Source organism: Aquidulcibacter sp., from assembly GCF_020253525.1.
Taxonomy (GTDB): Bacteria; Pseudomonadota; Alphaproteobacteria; order Caulobacterales; family Aquidulcibacteraceae; genus Aquidulcibacter.
In genome coordinates this window covers 23,508-36,508 of the sequence record NZ_JADCBK010000130.1, presented here as the reverse complement: position 1 = coordinate 36,508, position 13,001 = coordinate 23,508, and the positions used below count along the sequence as shown (strand labels likewise).

Annotated in this window: 11 protein-coding genes; 5 read left to right on the top strand and 6 right to left on the bottom strand. The window is 58.4% G+C overall.

Annotation, left to right across the window (positions count from 1 at the left end):
* Positions 1 to 319: 319 nt before the first annotated feature.
* Positions 320 to 1,051: an SIMPL domain-containing protein gene (locus IOB61_RS14020; protein ID WP_290817935.1), complete on the bottom strand. Its 732-nt coding sequence runs from the start codon at positions 1,049 to 1,051 to the stop codon at positions 320 to 322.
* Between the two features lie 175 nt (positions 1,052 to 1,226).
* On the opposite strand from IOB61_RS14020, the gene IOB61_RS14015 reads away from it, so the two are divergent.
* Complete coding sequence (locus IOB61_RS14015) at positions 1,227 to 2,138, top strand: DMT family transporter (RefSeq protein ID WP_290817932.1); 912 nt, start codon at positions 1,227 to 1,229, stop codon at positions 2,136 to 2,138.
* Here IOB61_RS14015 and IOB61_RS14010 read toward each other — a convergent pair.
* The 5 genes from IOB61_RS14010 to IOB61_RS13990 all read right to left on the bottom strand — a co-directional run bounded on the left by IOB61_RS14010 (position 2,135) and on the right by IOB61_RS13990 (position 5,573).
* The gene (locus tag IOB61_RS14010; protein ID WP_290817929.1) at positions 2,135 to 2,938 is read right to left on the bottom strand and encodes a response regulator; all 804 of its coding nucleotides are present in this window, start codon (positions 2,936 to 2,938) and stop codon (positions 2,135 to 2,137) included. The two genes, IOB61_RS14015 and IOB61_RS14010, sit on opposite strands and share 4 nt — an antisense overlap.
* A 100-nt stretch (positions 2,939 to 3,038) precedes the next feature.
* On the bottom strand, positions 3,039 to 3,803 hold the full coding sequence (locus tag IOB61_RS14005) for a TIGR02301 family protein (RefSeq protein ID WP_290817926.1): 765 nt from the start codon (positions 3,801 to 3,803) through the stop codon (positions 3,039 to 3,041).
* A 32-nt stretch (positions 3,804 to 3,835) separates the two neighbouring features.
* On the bottom strand, positions 3,836 to 4,813 hold the full coding sequence (locus tag IOB61_RS14000; RefSeq protein ID WP_290817923.1) for a nitronate monooxygenase family protein: 978 nt from the start codon (positions 4,811 to 4,813) through the stop codon (positions 3,836 to 3,838).
* Positions 4,814 to 4,881: 68 nt separating this feature from the next.
* Positions 4,882 to 5,448: a DNA-3-methyladenine glycosylase I gene (locus tag IOB61_RS13995; protein ID WP_290817943.1), complete on the bottom strand. Its 567-nt coding sequence runs from the start codon at positions 5,446 to 5,448 to the stop codon at positions 4,882 to 4,884.
* Positions 5,449 to 5,450: 2 nt separating this feature from the next.
* The gene (locus IOB61_RS13990; RefSeq protein ID WP_290817920.1) at positions 5,451 to 5,573 is read right to left on the bottom strand and encodes a hypothetical protein; all 123 of its coding nucleotides are present in this window, start codon (positions 5,571 to 5,573) and stop codon (positions 5,451 to 5,453) included.
* 133 nt (positions 5,574 to 5,706) lie between these two features.
* Here IOB61_RS13990 and IOB61_RS13985 point away from each other — a divergent pair, with 133 nt between their 5' ends.
* From IOB61_RS13985 to IOB61_RS13970, 4 genes are all read left to right on the top strand, one after another.
* On the top strand, positions 5,707 to 6,600 hold the full coding sequence (locus tag IOB61_RS13985; RefSeq protein WP_290817917.1) for an outer membrane protein assembly factor BamD: 894 nt from the start codon (positions 5,707 to 5,709) through the stop codon (positions 6,598 to 6,600).
* Positions 6,601 to 6,664: 64 nt separating this feature from the next.
* Complete coding sequence (gene recN / locus IOB61_RS13980; RefSeq protein ID WP_290817915.1) at positions 6,665 to 8,356, top strand: DNA repair protein RecN; 1,692 nt, start codon at positions 6,665 to 6,667, stop codon at positions 8,354 to 8,356.
* 86 nt (positions 8,357 to 8,442) lie between these two features.
* Positions 8,443 to 10,830 (top strand): NAD-dependent DNA ligase LigA, encoded by a 2,388-nt coding sequence (ligA, locus tag IOB61_RS13975; protein ID WP_290817914.1) that lies wholly within the window; start codon positions 8,443 to 8,445, stop codon positions 10,828 to 10,830.
* Positions 10,831 to 10,911: 81 nt separating this feature from the next.
* Positions 10,912 to 12,975 carry an alkaline phosphatase PhoX gene (locus tag IOB61_RS13970; RefSeq protein ID WP_290817910.1) on the top strand — a complete coding sequence of 688 codons (2,064 nt, stop codon included), beginning with the start codon at positions 10,912 to 10,914 and terminating at the stop codon, positions 12,973 to 12,975.
* Positions 12,976 to 13,001: the final 26 nt, after the last annotated feature.

Here is a 13,001-nt window from a genome sequence, read left to right as displayed (position 1 = left end):
TGTTTCACCAAAATGGATCATCAAGGATGGCCGCGACATCTGGGTCGTCAAGTGTCCGTTTTCTTCGAAAACGGATCGCGTCGCGACGCAGCGAAGCTGCGCACTTGACTACCCCGAGGTCGCAGAAACAATTTCGCTTGCGGTTTGGTGGGCCGGAAGGATCACCAAAGCGCTTCCAGGTAGAAATCCATGCAAAGCGATGTCATCCCCACCGGAACGCAGTGGAGAGCGGGGACCTCAGCGCGTTTGCGGCCCAAGGTCCGGGACTCGGCCGACGCCTTGGGGAATAACGACCTCATGAGACAGAGGCCTTTGCCCATTAATCCTTCAAGAAATAGGTGATTGTCGTTACCACGCGGACCTTTTTGTCAATTTGGCGGTCAGGGGGGCTGTCTGGGATTTCGACGGCTGGATTGACTTCAATCACGCCCTGATTGGCATTTTGAATGGCCCCGACTTTGGCACCTGATTCCTTGGCGAATTTGTCGGCAGCTTCCCGGGCGCGCTGGGTCGCCTCGGTAAGCAGTGTCCCCTTCAGTTCATTCAAACCGGTGAATTGAAAGGAAGGACCCGAGGAAGAGCCATCATTGGCAAAAACCACGCCCTCTTTCAGCAAATCACCACTATTGCGCGAGGCTTCTGCCAGCTTGTCGACCTCGGTGGTTTTGACCATCAGGTTTTCAGTCAGAATATAGCGTGGCCCGTTTAAGCCGCCGTTGGAATAGGCATTGGCCAGCTTGTCTTCCACGCGAATATTTTGCACCTGATAGGCGGTGGCGGGAAAGCCGCGGGCGGTCAGAAACGCTTTCACGGCAGTCTCTGAGGTTGTCAGTGCCTGACGCGCTTCTTCCAAAGAATCGCCAGTCGCGACAAAGCTGATCGACCAAAAGCCGAGGTCTGCCTTGACGGGGCGCTCTGAAAGACCTTTGACTGTGACCGTTCGAAAGCCCAAACGTGAGTGCACGAGGGATTGGCCGGCCGAGAAGCCGGCAAAGGCGATCCCGCCCGCCACTATAGCCGCTGCAGCCAAAAGATTAGTCCGTTCTGTCATGATTAAGCCCTCCACACCCCTCACTAGGCCACTTAACTGCCTTGGGTGCAACATCGCGTCCCTCAAGTCCGCTGTGGGCTTGGTTTATGGCACGTTTAGGGCGGAACCACGGAGGAAACGGGCCAATAGCGCCGTTTATGCTGGCCCCGATTTTTCTTCTTGCAAGGCTTGTTAAATGAACGGGATGTGGGTGCCCTTGGCCTTGGTTGCGGGCCTTTTACAAATCTTGCGCAATGCCGCCCAACGAGGGCTTTCTGACCAAGCAGGGCCGTGGGGGGCCACTTTGGTGCGCTTTTTGTACGGCCTGCCCTTTGCCTGTTTGTTTTTAGGCCTTGTGTGGTGGCTGGCCCCACCAGCCCATTTCACCATTGGGCCTGATTTTTGGGTCGCCGCCCCGCTTGGGGCAACGGCGCAAGTATGTGCAACGGCGGCCTTGATCCAAGCCATGCGCGCGTCAAGCTTTGGGCTTGGCTCGACCTTTCAACATATGAGCCTACCCTTGGCGGCTCTGGTTGGTGCGCTCTTCCTCGGCGACCAATTGGGGGTTTGGGGCTGGTTGGGTATTTGGGGCGCGACAGCGGGTCTATTGCTTGCCTCTTGGCCCAACAAAGGCATTGCCGGGGGAATTGGGGGGTTTAAGGCCGGATTTTTTGGGCTGGCCTCTGGGGCGTGCTTTGCCGTCTCGGCCAATTGCTACCGGCTTTGTGGGCTGGCGATAGATCCTGCCGCGCCTATCTTTTCGGCGACCTTCACGCTCGTCTGCGTGCAAGCCATGCAGAGTGTTGTTTTGGGCGGTATCCTTTTGGTGGTGGATCGGCGGGCTTTGGCGGCATTAGCCGCCGATGGGAAGGCGTCCTGGTCAGCGGGCTTTACCGGGGCAGCAGCCTCAGCCTGTTGGTTTGCCGCTTTGACATTGGCCCCTGCAGCTTTGGTGCGGGCGCTTAATGCCTTGGTCGAAGCGCCAACCGCGACGCTTTTGGGCTGGCTTCGGTTTAAGGAGACAATCGATGTGCGGCGTGGCCTCGGCTCTGCCCTGATTGTGGCAGGCGTAGTCGTCTCGGTCTTAGGCCAATTGCACGCCGTTTAAGCCGACCGGCGGGCAGCTTCCAAGAAAGCCGAAGCCGCCAGCACCATGCCATTGCGAACAGAGCTGACAAGTTCTTCTGGCGTGAAGGGTTTGGCGAGCGCCACATCCGCACCAGCTTCTAAGGTTTTCAACCAAGCCCGCTTGGCAATTTCACTCTCGCCCTTGTCAGAGACCGCCACAATGGCGACGCCGGGGAATGCTTCGCGCATCATGCGCACAAGTTCTGCGCCATCGTCAGAGGTGACATCGACTTGGGTGACAACCGCATCGAGGTCGAGAATATCAATCTGGTCGAGGGCTTCGTCCAAGGTCGCGCCACAGGTCACGCGGAAATCATGTTCCTTAAGGCCCGTCTCACAGATTTTGCGCAAGGTCCGGCTCGGCTCAATCACCAGCACATGCGGGCGGCGGGTGCCCGATTGCAGGCGCTCGGAGACTTCGCTTAATAAGGCCTGCAGGCGTTCTTGCGAGAAAGGCTTTTGCAACAGAAATTCCGCGCCATCGGCTTTTGCGCGCTCTAACAGGGCAGAGGCTGAATTTCGGCCCCCGCCTGCGCTGATAGCAGCAATGGTCACATGGGGTGCAGCTTCGCGGATTTTGGCGATGGTGCTGCCATCGGTTGAATCCGGCAGCATAAGGTCAGAAATAACAAGCTCTAACGGTTCTTCTTCCATGATGGCGAGGCCAGAGCGAAGATCTAAAGCCACAAGCGCAACCCACCCAGTACGCAGGATCATTTGTGAGATCACGCGCGCCTGTATCATGCTGTCTTCGATCAACAGGCAGGTGTAGTTCGACAAAAGCCACCCCTTAGCTTGATTGGTTTATGTCTAGGCGCGATCCGTTAACGTAGTGCAAATGGTGATATTTACCTGAAAAGTGGTAAATTGGTATGATCGATTACTTTGAAAGCTTTGAATCTGGTTGTTTGGTTTGATCTGCCGATGGTGCAGCGGCAGGTCTATAAAGGGCGGCCATCTGTTTGGCGAGACCAAAACCATCTTTTGCCAAGCGGGCTTCCTGCGCGCTGCGATCTGCCGGGCAGGTGGCAGTACCTTGGCCATAGGCTTGAAAGCCCGCATTGAATGAATCCACCAGCGGGTCGCGCAAGGCACTATTGTCTGGGGCTTCGAGGTCTAAGAGGGTGGCCATGCGTGACCGATAGGTCTGATCTTCCCGACCTGAACACGAGACCCGTAGAGCGTGGAGCGAGCCCAAGACACGCGCCAAGCGGGTCAAATTCGCCCGTTTGATGGGATCAATCGCGCGCGCGCGCCGTTGATTATCTGCAACCGCGCCTTGGGCCTCTGCGGCGGGATCGCCATAGGCGCTATAGTCTGCATTTAGGCCTTCAACATCGCGCAGGACTTTTCGGGCCTTTTGGCGGGCCGGGCGATAGGGCACTTCTGCGGCTGTTTCTGGACTGGCTTCTGGGGTCCATTCCATTGGCGCGTCTTGGGGGATATCGACTGGGCCATCCTCAATCGGCGCGTCGGGGATGCGCCGATCTGCCTCCACAGGGGCACCTGAAACCACATAGGTCTCCAGCGTGGGGGTCGGGCCACGATTTTGCGGGTCTTGGCTAATGGGTTGGGCGACACTCAACGCAGCCCCAGAGGCTGCGATGAGCACGACCGCACTGACCATCCAAACACGTGATTTCATACCCCCTAAACGCGCCTGTTTCGGGCGTTAGGTCAAGCTGGAGAGCTTGCTTGTAAGCGGGCAACCCGGCCAATCGCTTCATGGGCCTCGGCCATGATGGACTCGATGATTTCCTTGCACGACAGGATTTCATGAACCCCGCCAGCGGACTGGCCCATAGCAAAGCAAGATTTGTCGGCTTCAAGGCCTTCAATCTGGCCGCCAATGCCGCCCATAGCTCCTGCCTGCATGCTGATCATGGCTTGCTGGGGGAAAGGCTGGATGTCGGCGGGGCGGCTTTCCCAATCCTGTACCCAAGCATTATCTTTCACGCGCATGGGCTTGCCGGAATAGGAACGGGTACGGACCGTGTCGGTATCCTTGGCTGCGACGACAGCCTCCTTATACATTTGCCCGGCATGAGCCTCTTTCGAGGCGATAAAGCGCGTGCCCATCCAAACCGCTTGTGCGCCAAGGGCCAGTGCGGCTGCAAGCCCGCGTCCGTCATAGAGCCCACCTGCAGCAACAACCGGAATCGTCACCCGCTCAACCGCTTGGGCAACCAAGGGCAGGGTGCCAACAAGGCCCGTGTGGCCGCCGCCTTCTGAGCCTTGGCAGATGACCGCATCACAGCCAGCGGCTTGGGCTTTTTCGGCATGGCTGACAGCCCCGCCCACCACCATGGCTTTGAGCCCAGCGGCATGGAGCTTTTCGATAATGGCGGAGGGAACCCCAAGGCCCGCGATAAAGGCGGTCGCACCTTCGGCTATGATGATATCGACAGAGGCTTCAAGGCTGCCTGGCACGGCGGCCAAAAGGTCGACACCAAAGGGCCGATCCGTCAAAGCGCGGACCTTGCGCATTTCATCGCGGATTTCAGCCGGTGTGCGCCCGGCCATGCCAAGACAGCCGTACCCGCCAGCCTCCGAGACGGCCGCACAGACTTCGGCATAGGAAACCCCACCCATGCCCGCCAGCATGATGGGATGTTCAATCCCCAAAAGATCGCAAATTGGTGTTCTTAAGCTCATGGCGCACTCCCTTGTTTTTGCGCCACGTTAAAGCCTTTGACCTGATGCGCAATCCCTCTGTCTGCCCGTCACTCTAAGTGCGGCCGATAGCGGTGGCAGGAGGTTTCATGATCGACCACTAAGCCTACAGCCTGCATATAAGCGTAGCAAATGACCGGCCCGCAGAATTTGAAGCCACGGGCTTTAAGCTTGCGCGCCAGCTCTTCTGATTCTGCCGACTTTGTCGGTGCATCGCGAAACGAGACGGGGTGATTATGGATAGGCTTTCCGCCGACGACCGACCAGATGAAATCGTGAAAACCGCCTTCTTCGGTCTCAATGGTCTGGAAAAGCCGCGCAGACTCAATCGTGGCAATAATTTTGGCGCGCGCCCGAACGATGCCGGGATTGGCCATCAAGCGCTCAATATCATCTGGGCCAAAGGCGGCTACGCGGTCAGGGTCAAAGCCACAAAAGGCTTCGCGAAATGCGTCGCGCTTACGCAAAATCGTGATCCACGACAGGCCGGCTTGAAAGCCCTCTAGACATAATAGCTCCCACAGCTGGCGCGCATCATGGACCGGCACGCCCCACTCCTCGTCATGATAGGCGACATAGAGCGGGTCTGATTCGAGAACCCAGCCGCATCGTTGCATGGTCAATTCCGCCCCTCGCGCATCGTGCCGGGCAATTGCCCCGTAAGCCGTGCCATAGTGCCGCGCCAGAACAGGGGGTCAAGCTGGGTGAGGGCCTTTGGTTTGAGGCCTGCACAGGATTTCACACCTGTCCTTAAATTGACGCAAACTGTGCCCACATGAAGCAGAACCCGTCCAACCGCCTTTAGCGGCTTCCCGTGCGCGCGGAAGCTGGTTAAAGATGGGTTGGGGAAGGGCATACGGCCCGGAGTTTACATCGTGAAGCACTCGCCATTTCGAATTCTGCTTGTTGTGCCAACCTTGCTTGTGGCCGTGGCTGCCTGCCAATCCATGCCCGGCAGCAATACCAAAAAGGCACCGGCCTATGTCGAGCGTCCCGTGGACCTGTTGTACAACAATGCGCGCGATGAGCTTAGCAAGAAGAATTACGCCGAAGCGGTAACAGGCTTTGAAGAAGTGGACCGCCAGCACCCCTATTCGGAATGGGCGCGGCGCGCTTTGTTGATGACGGCCTATGCCAATTATCAACAGAACAAATATGAAGAGGCGATTGCGGGGGCCCAGCGTTTCACCTCGCTCTATCCCGGCAATGAGAGCGCGGTTTATGCTTATTATCTGATCGCTATCTGCTATTTTGAGCAGATTGTGGACGTAGGTCGTGACCAGCGCATGACCGAATTGGCATTGGCCGCCCTCAATGATGTCGTGCAGCGTTATCCTCAAAGCGAATATGCCCGCGATGCGCGCCTGAAGATTGACATGACCCAAGACCAGTTGGCTGGCAAGGAAATGGAAATCGGGCGCTATTATCTGCGTGATGGCCAACATTTGGCAGCCCTTGGCCGCTTCCGTCGGGTGGTAGACCTTTATCAGACCACAACCCACGTCCCCGAAGCGCTGCACCGCTTGGTCGAGACCAATTTGTCGATGGGCTTGATTGATGAAGCAACCAAGGTCGGCGCGGTCTTGGGTTATAATTATCCGGGCTCTGAATGGTATGAGGCCAGCTATAAGCTGCTGACCGCCCGCGGCTTTACGCCCGAAGGTAAGCCAGAGCGGCGTGGTCTGTTCCAACGGATTGTGCGGCCAAAGCGCGGGTTAGAGCGCGCGCCAGAGCCGCCTGAAGCTTCGGCCCCGCAAGCGAGCAAATGAGCGCCATTTTCCCTCGTTCAACGTCCGCTGCGCGCGGGGGGAGGCTTGTCCGACGGGGTGGCCGATGCTGATTGGCTTGTCGATCCGCGACGTGGTCCTGATCGAAACCTTGGACTTGGAGATTGAGCCTGGTTTTACCGCACTGACGGGGGAGACGGGGGCTGGGAAGTCCATCCTGTTGGATGCTTTGGGCCTTGCTTTGGGCGAGCGCGCAGATCGCGGTCTGGTTCGCCACGGGGCAGAACGCGCGCAAGCCAGTGCGATTTTTGAAGTTGGCGACCATCACCCCGCGATTGCACTTCTGGAAGAATTGGATCTACCCGAAGCCGAGGATGGCCGGATTGTACTACGGCGCTCGATCAGTCTCGATGGCAAAAGCCGGGCTTATGTGAATGATGGGCCAGCTTCGGTCAGTGCGCTGCGCCGATTGGGGGCCTGTCTCCTCGAAATCCACGGTCAACACGCCTCGGTTGGCCTGATGGACCCGTCGACCCACCGCGACCTATTGGATGTCTTTGCCAAAGCTGGGCCCCTCAAGGCGCAAGTCGGTGAGGCGTGGCGCACGTTGGAAGCTGCGCGGTCAGAGTTGGAAGAGGCTGAAACCCGCGCCCGGCGCGCTTCCACCGATCGCGACTACCTCGCCCATGTGCTGGCCGAGTTACAAAAGCTCGCCCCAAAGGCTGGCGAAGAGGCAGCCCTTGATGCAGAGCGGCGCGCCTTAATGGGATCTGAAAAGGCTGCCACGGCCCTTAAAGACGCAACCGATGCTTTGGCGGATGGCAAAGCAGAGCAACGCATGGCGGCGGCCGCGCGGGCCTTGTCGCGCGTGGGCAAGCCCGAGGGTGAGGGGGCCGATGCCCTGTCGAAAGCCGTCGATCAAGCCGCCGCCGCGCTAGAGCGGGCCTTGAGTGAATTGGGCGATGCGCAAGGTTGGATGGCGCGTGCAGGCGATGCCCTTGATGGCGATCCAGGCCGCCTCGATCAGTTGGAAGAGCGCTTGTTTGCCCTGCGTGCGGCTGCCCGCAAACATGGCGTTACGGTGGAGGCTTTACCCGACGTTTTGGCCCGGGCTGAGCGAAATCTTGCCAATATTGATCATGCTGATGAGGCCATTCAAGCGGCCAAGGCCGCTTTGGCCAAGGCGCAAGTGGCGTATGATCAGGCTGCCGCCACGCTGTCAGAGCGCCGTCAGGCGGCTGCTGCCGCACTCGATAAAGCAGTGGAGCTTGAGCTGCCCCCGCTGAAACTGGAAAAAGCGCGCTTCAGGAGCCGGGTTGATAGCGACGCGGCACGCCCAACCAAGGACGGTATTGATCGGGTGACTTTTGAGATTGCCGCCAATCCGGGGGCAGGCTTTGGCGCTTTGTCGGAAATTGCTTCTGGGGGCGAACTCTCGCGCCTATCACTTGCGCTCAAGCTTGTGTTGTCGACCGATGGCGGCACCTTGGCCTTGGTGTTTGATGAAGTGGATCAGGGCATTGGCGGGGCAACAGCCGATGCGGTCGGTCGCCGCTTGGCGCGCCTGTCTGAGACCGCGCAAATCCTGTGTGTAACCCACAGCCCCCAAGTTGCCGCCCGCGCGCGTCGTCATTGGCGCATCGAAAAGCGGGTGGAAAATGGCATCACGCGCACGGGCGTGACGACGTTGCCTGATGCCGCACGCGAAGAAGAATTGGCGCGCATGTTGTCTGGGGCAGAGATCACCGCCGAAGCCCGCGCCGCCGCCCGGGCCTTGGTTGCGGCCAGTCAGGACTAAAAGCCTGAAATCGGGTGTGGACACCCTTCAGCTAAGGCAAGGTTACAGGCTTCACGCGCGCCATGCTTGGCGTTAGTTTCGCCGACATGGACCTTTCAGCACTTCCCGTCGATTCCCTCACCAAAGAACAAGCCGCACGAGAATTAGAGCGGCTGGCGGGGGAGATCGCCGCCAACCGACAAGCCTATTATGAGCATGATGCGCCGGTCCTGTCCGATGCTGAATATGATGCGTTGGAGCGGCGCAATCTTCTGATCGAGCAGCGCTTTCCCGCCTTAGTCCGGGCTGATAGTCCATCGAAAAGCGTCGGCAGTGCAGCCTCTGCCCGTTTCAACAAAATCACCCACCAAGTCGCCATGCTCTCGCTCGACAATGCCTTTACCGATGGCGATGTGGCAGACTTTTTGGGCCGCGCCCAGCGCTTCTTGGGCTTTGACGATCAAAGCGCTTTGGCCTGCACAGCCGAGCCCAAGATTGATGGCCTGTCCTTGTCCGTGCGCTATGAAAAGGGCCAGCTCAAACATGCTGTGACGCGCGGCGATGGCAAAGAAGGGGAAGATGTCACCGCCAATGTGCTGACCATTGGCGATATTCCCAAAACTTTATTAGGCACAGATTGGCCAGAAATCTTGGAAGTGCGCGGCGAAGTCTATTTGAGCCACGCCGCGTTTGAAGCCCTAAACCAAGCCCAAACCGAAGCAGGCCTGCCGCTTTACGCCAATCCCCGCAATGCAGCAGCAGGTAGCCTACGCCAGCTTGACCCCGCCATTACCGCCCAGCGCCCCTTGAGCTTTTTTGCCTATGCGTGGGGGGATGTGAGCGCACCGTTTGCAGCCACCCAAATGGAAGCTGTGGCGTGCTTTGCACGCTGGGGCTTTAAAACCAATGCGGATATGAAGCTGTGCGCCGATACAGCGGCCTTGGTGGCCCATTATCAGGATTTGGGCCTGCGCCGGGCTGAACTTGGCTATGATATTGATGGGGTGGTTTATAAGGTCAACGATCTGGCCTTGCAGGCGCGCTTAGGGATTGTGACGCGCTTTCCCCGATGGGCCATCGCCCATAAATTTCCGCCCGAGCAAGCCACAACCATTCTTGACGCGATCGATATTCAGGTCGGCCGCACGGGCGCTTTGACACCTGTAGCCCGTGTCCGCCCAGTCACGGTCGGCGGCGTCGTTGTTTCTAACGCAACCCTGCATAATGAGGACTTTATCGCGGGCAAAGCGCTGGACCGGGTGACAGGCCTGCCCGTGCGCGGCGGCAAGGATTTACGGCCGGGCGACCATATCGTTATTCAACGCGCAGGCGATGTAATCCCCCAAATCGTGGATGTGTTGGTTGATAGGCGTGAGCCTGACAGTACGCCCTTTGCCTTTCCCCATATGTGTCCGTGCCCGTTGCAGACGCCAGCGATCCGTGGCGGGGATGAGCAAGATGGCGGCCTTGATGTGGTGCGGCGTTGCACGGGCGAGTTTGCCTGCCCCTTCCAACGCTTGCGGCATTTGGAGCATTTTGTCAGCCGCAAAGCCTTTGACATAGACGGCCTCGGCCCCCGCCAATTGCAGGACTTTTTCGACTGGGGCCTTGTGAAAGAACCAGCGGACATTTTCAAATTGGAAGGCCGCCGCTCAGACCTTGGGGGCCGGGACGGCTATGGCCAAACCTCGCTCAACAATCTGTTTGCGGCCATCAATCAGCGGCGCGACATTGATCTTGCGCGTTTCATCTTTGGCCTTGGCGTGCGCCATATTGGCGAGACGACCAGTGGTGTGCTTGCCCGTGCCTTTGGGTCTTGGGAGGCCCTAAAAGCTGCCATTGAGGTGGCGCAAACCCATCGCGCCAATGAAGCCTATCGGCATTTGGAAGCCATTCATGGCTTGGGGCCGCGCGCGCTTGAGGCCTTATTGAACTGGGCTGCTGATGCTGAACCTCCCGCGCAAGCAGGCCTGTTTGATGATGTCGCGGAAAATCTGGCCAATTTGCGCCTATCCGAAGTCGCCATGCCCGCCCGCAAGGCCTTGATTGAGGTCTTTTCCGATTGGATGGGCCTTGTCTCAACCCTAAAGTCTGCCGCGGCAGGTCGCCCACAAGATGGCTATACGTCCCTTGCCGCCATTGATGGCATGGGCCCGGTTGCTACCGACGCCTTGCTTGATTTCTTCGCTGAGCCGCATAATCGCGATGCGGTGGCGCGCTTGCTTGAACAAGTTCGCCCGCGCGATGCCGAAGCGCCAGCCTCAGATAGCCCGGTAACTGGCCTCACCATCGTCTTTACCGGTAGCCTTGAAACCATGACGCGCGATGAAGCCAAGGCCCAAGCCATCCGCCTTGGGGCCAAGGTGGCTGGGAGTGTCTCTGCAAAAACCGATATTGTGGTGGCGGGTCCTGGCGCGGGCTCAAAACTTGCCAAAGCGAGCGAGTTGGGGGTGCGGGTGATGAGCGAGGCAGAATGGGCTGCGTTTGTTGGCTGATTGACTGCGATTTGTCGTAAACCATTCGCATTGCCGCGCTATGTCTCGGCCTAAACTCTTTTCCAAAGGCCACCGCTCCCCATGCCTCAACGTTCCAATCATTTCGCCGACCTTGCTTGTGAATCGCTGTCGCGGCGCGGGTTTTTGACGGCCACGGCCGCCTTGCCAGCCTTAAGCCTGATGACTTCTGAAGCCCAAGCCGCCACGGCAGGTTTCAAGTCTGTCGCAGAAAATCGCTTGGATACGGTGGTGGTGCCAGACGGCTATGCTTGGCAGCCCTTGATTTCCTGGGGCGATCCTTTGTTTGAGGGCATGGCACCCCTAGACCTGACCAAGCGCGGCGCGCCTTTTGCCTTTACGCGGGCGGAGCAGGAAAACCGTTTCGGCACCCATAATGATATGTTGGCCCTATTTCCGGCCAATTGGGCCTATCCTTGGCCGGAAGGCCCCGTAACGCGGGCGATTATGTGTGTGAACCATGAGGCGGTTAGCCCCTTTATGGCCGCCCCCGGCGCGAATGGTCAGCCGATTGATACGAGCGAAGTGGCTTTAGAGGCGCTCTATGCCTGTATGGGCGTCAGCGTTTTTGATGTGGCCCATGATCTTGCAAGCGGGGCTTGGTCGGTAGTGAAGGGCCCGGCTGTCGGCGTCGGTCGTAACCGCCGCGTGACGCCTTATAGCGAAGTCGTTTTTGACGGGTCTGCCGCCAACCATCCCTGGATCGCCAAGGCTGGTGCCATCGTCAATGAGGTTGAAAGTGCCCGCTCTGGCCCCCCTACACTCGATGGTGCGATTAAGGCCGGAACGTTCCAGAATTGTGCCGGTGGCTTTACGCCTTGGGGTACGTATCTGACGGCGGAAGAGAATTTCAACAATCAGTTCTTCACCTCGGACAAGGCAAGCCCCGCCTTAACCGAAGCCCAAGCCGACACAGCCTTTGGCGTGGATCAATCCATTTTTCGCTATGACAATGTTTGGCGTATGGGCGGGCCTGCCCAGTTTGATTTGAGCCGCAATCCACATGGGCCATCCTTGTATGGCTGGATCGTCGAGATTGATCCCTATGATCCCGACTGGCGGCCCCATAAGCACACTGCCCTTGGCCGCAAATGCAATGAATGCGCTACCACGGTTCTGTCCAAAACCAATAAGGCCGTGGTCTATACCGGCGATGATAGCGCTAATCAGTTCGTCTATAAGTTCGTCTCGCGCGATAGATTTGACCCTACCAACCGGATCGCCAATCGCACGCTTTTGACCCATGGTACGCTCTATGCGGCCCGCCTTGAAGCCGATGGGACGGGCCGTTGGATCGCCTTGACGGCAGCGGCGGCCAACCGGGTTCCGCGTGGCCCCGACGAGACGCCCTTTGCCGATGATGGCGATGTGATGGTGCGGTGCCGCGAAGCCGCGCTTCGGCTGGGTGCGACCAAAATGGACCGGCCAGAGGATGTAGAAAGCCCAACTGATGGTTCGTTCCGCGGCACGGGCACCGTCTTTGTAATGTGTACCGGCAATCTTTCCGACTCAGGTCGGGCGGGAAATGTCGCTAATCCGCGCCGCAAAACCATCGCTGGCGACGGGCTCGAGCGCAATTATCAAGGCCATATTGTGCGCATTGAAGAGGCGCGCCAAGACCCAGCGGCTCTAACCTTTACCTGGGACATTTTTGCGGTGGCGGGCGATCCCTCTGCAGAGGTTGCGCCTGTGACCAATCTTGAGGGCAAAGTCGTCAATGCGTCTTCTTGGCTGAATGGTAAGCCCACCACGACTGGGGATCGCTTTGCCATGCCCGACAATATCACTTTCGACAATCGCAAATTCTGCTGGATTACGACGGACGGTACGCCAGAGACTTTCCCCTGTAATGACGGGGTCTATGTGCTGCCCATGGTTGGCAAGGGGCCACGTCCGGTGAAGCGCTTTTTGACGGTGCCAATTGGGGCGGAATGCTGCGGACCCCTTCTGGCGTGGGACCAAAAGACCTTCTTCTGTGGCGTACAGCATGTGGGCGCAGAAAATGTTAAAGGCCAGAATTATCGCGGAGAAGCGGCTGGGCCTTATTCCACCTTCCCCAATGGCGGCTGGCCGCGCGACGCCGTGATTTATGTTCGCCGACAAGATGGCGGAACCGTTGGCACGTAAGGCGGTGCCGCGTCTGTCATTTCCGG

Bases quoted from the DNA above. Each gene is read 5' to 3' on its own strand.
- IOB61_RS13970 (WP_290817910.1), top strand. From the start codon at position 10,912: ATGCCTCAACGTTCCAATCATTTCGCCGACCTTGCTTGTGAATCGCTG.
- IOB61_RS14015 (WP_290817932.1), top strand. From the start codon at position 1,227: ATGAACGGGATGTGGGTGCCCTTGGCCTTGGTTGCGGGCCTTTTACAA.
- recN (WP_290817915.1), top strand. From the start codon at position 6,665: ATGCTGATTGGCTTGTCGATCCGCGACGTGGTCCTGATCGAAACCTTG.
- IOB61_RS14020 (WP_290817935.1), bottom strand. From the start codon at position 1,051: ATGACAGAACGGACTAATCTTTTGGCTGCAGCGGCTATAGTGGCGGGC.
- IOB61_RS14000 (WP_290817923.1), bottom strand. From the start codon at position 4,813: ATGAGCTTAAGAACACCAATTTGCGATCTTTTGGGGATTGAACATCCC.
- ligA (WP_290817914.1), top strand. From the start codon at position 8,443: ATGGACCTTTCAGCACTTCCCGTCGATTCCCTCACCAAAGAACAAGCC.
- IOB61_RS13995 (WP_290817943.1), bottom strand. From the start codon at position 5,448: ATGCAACGATGCGGCTGGGTTCTCGAATCAGACCCGCTCTATGTCGCC.
- IOB61_RS14005 (WP_290817926.1), bottom strand. From the start codon at position 3,803: ATGAAATCACGTGTTTGGATGGTCAGTGCGGTCGTGCTCATCGCAGCC.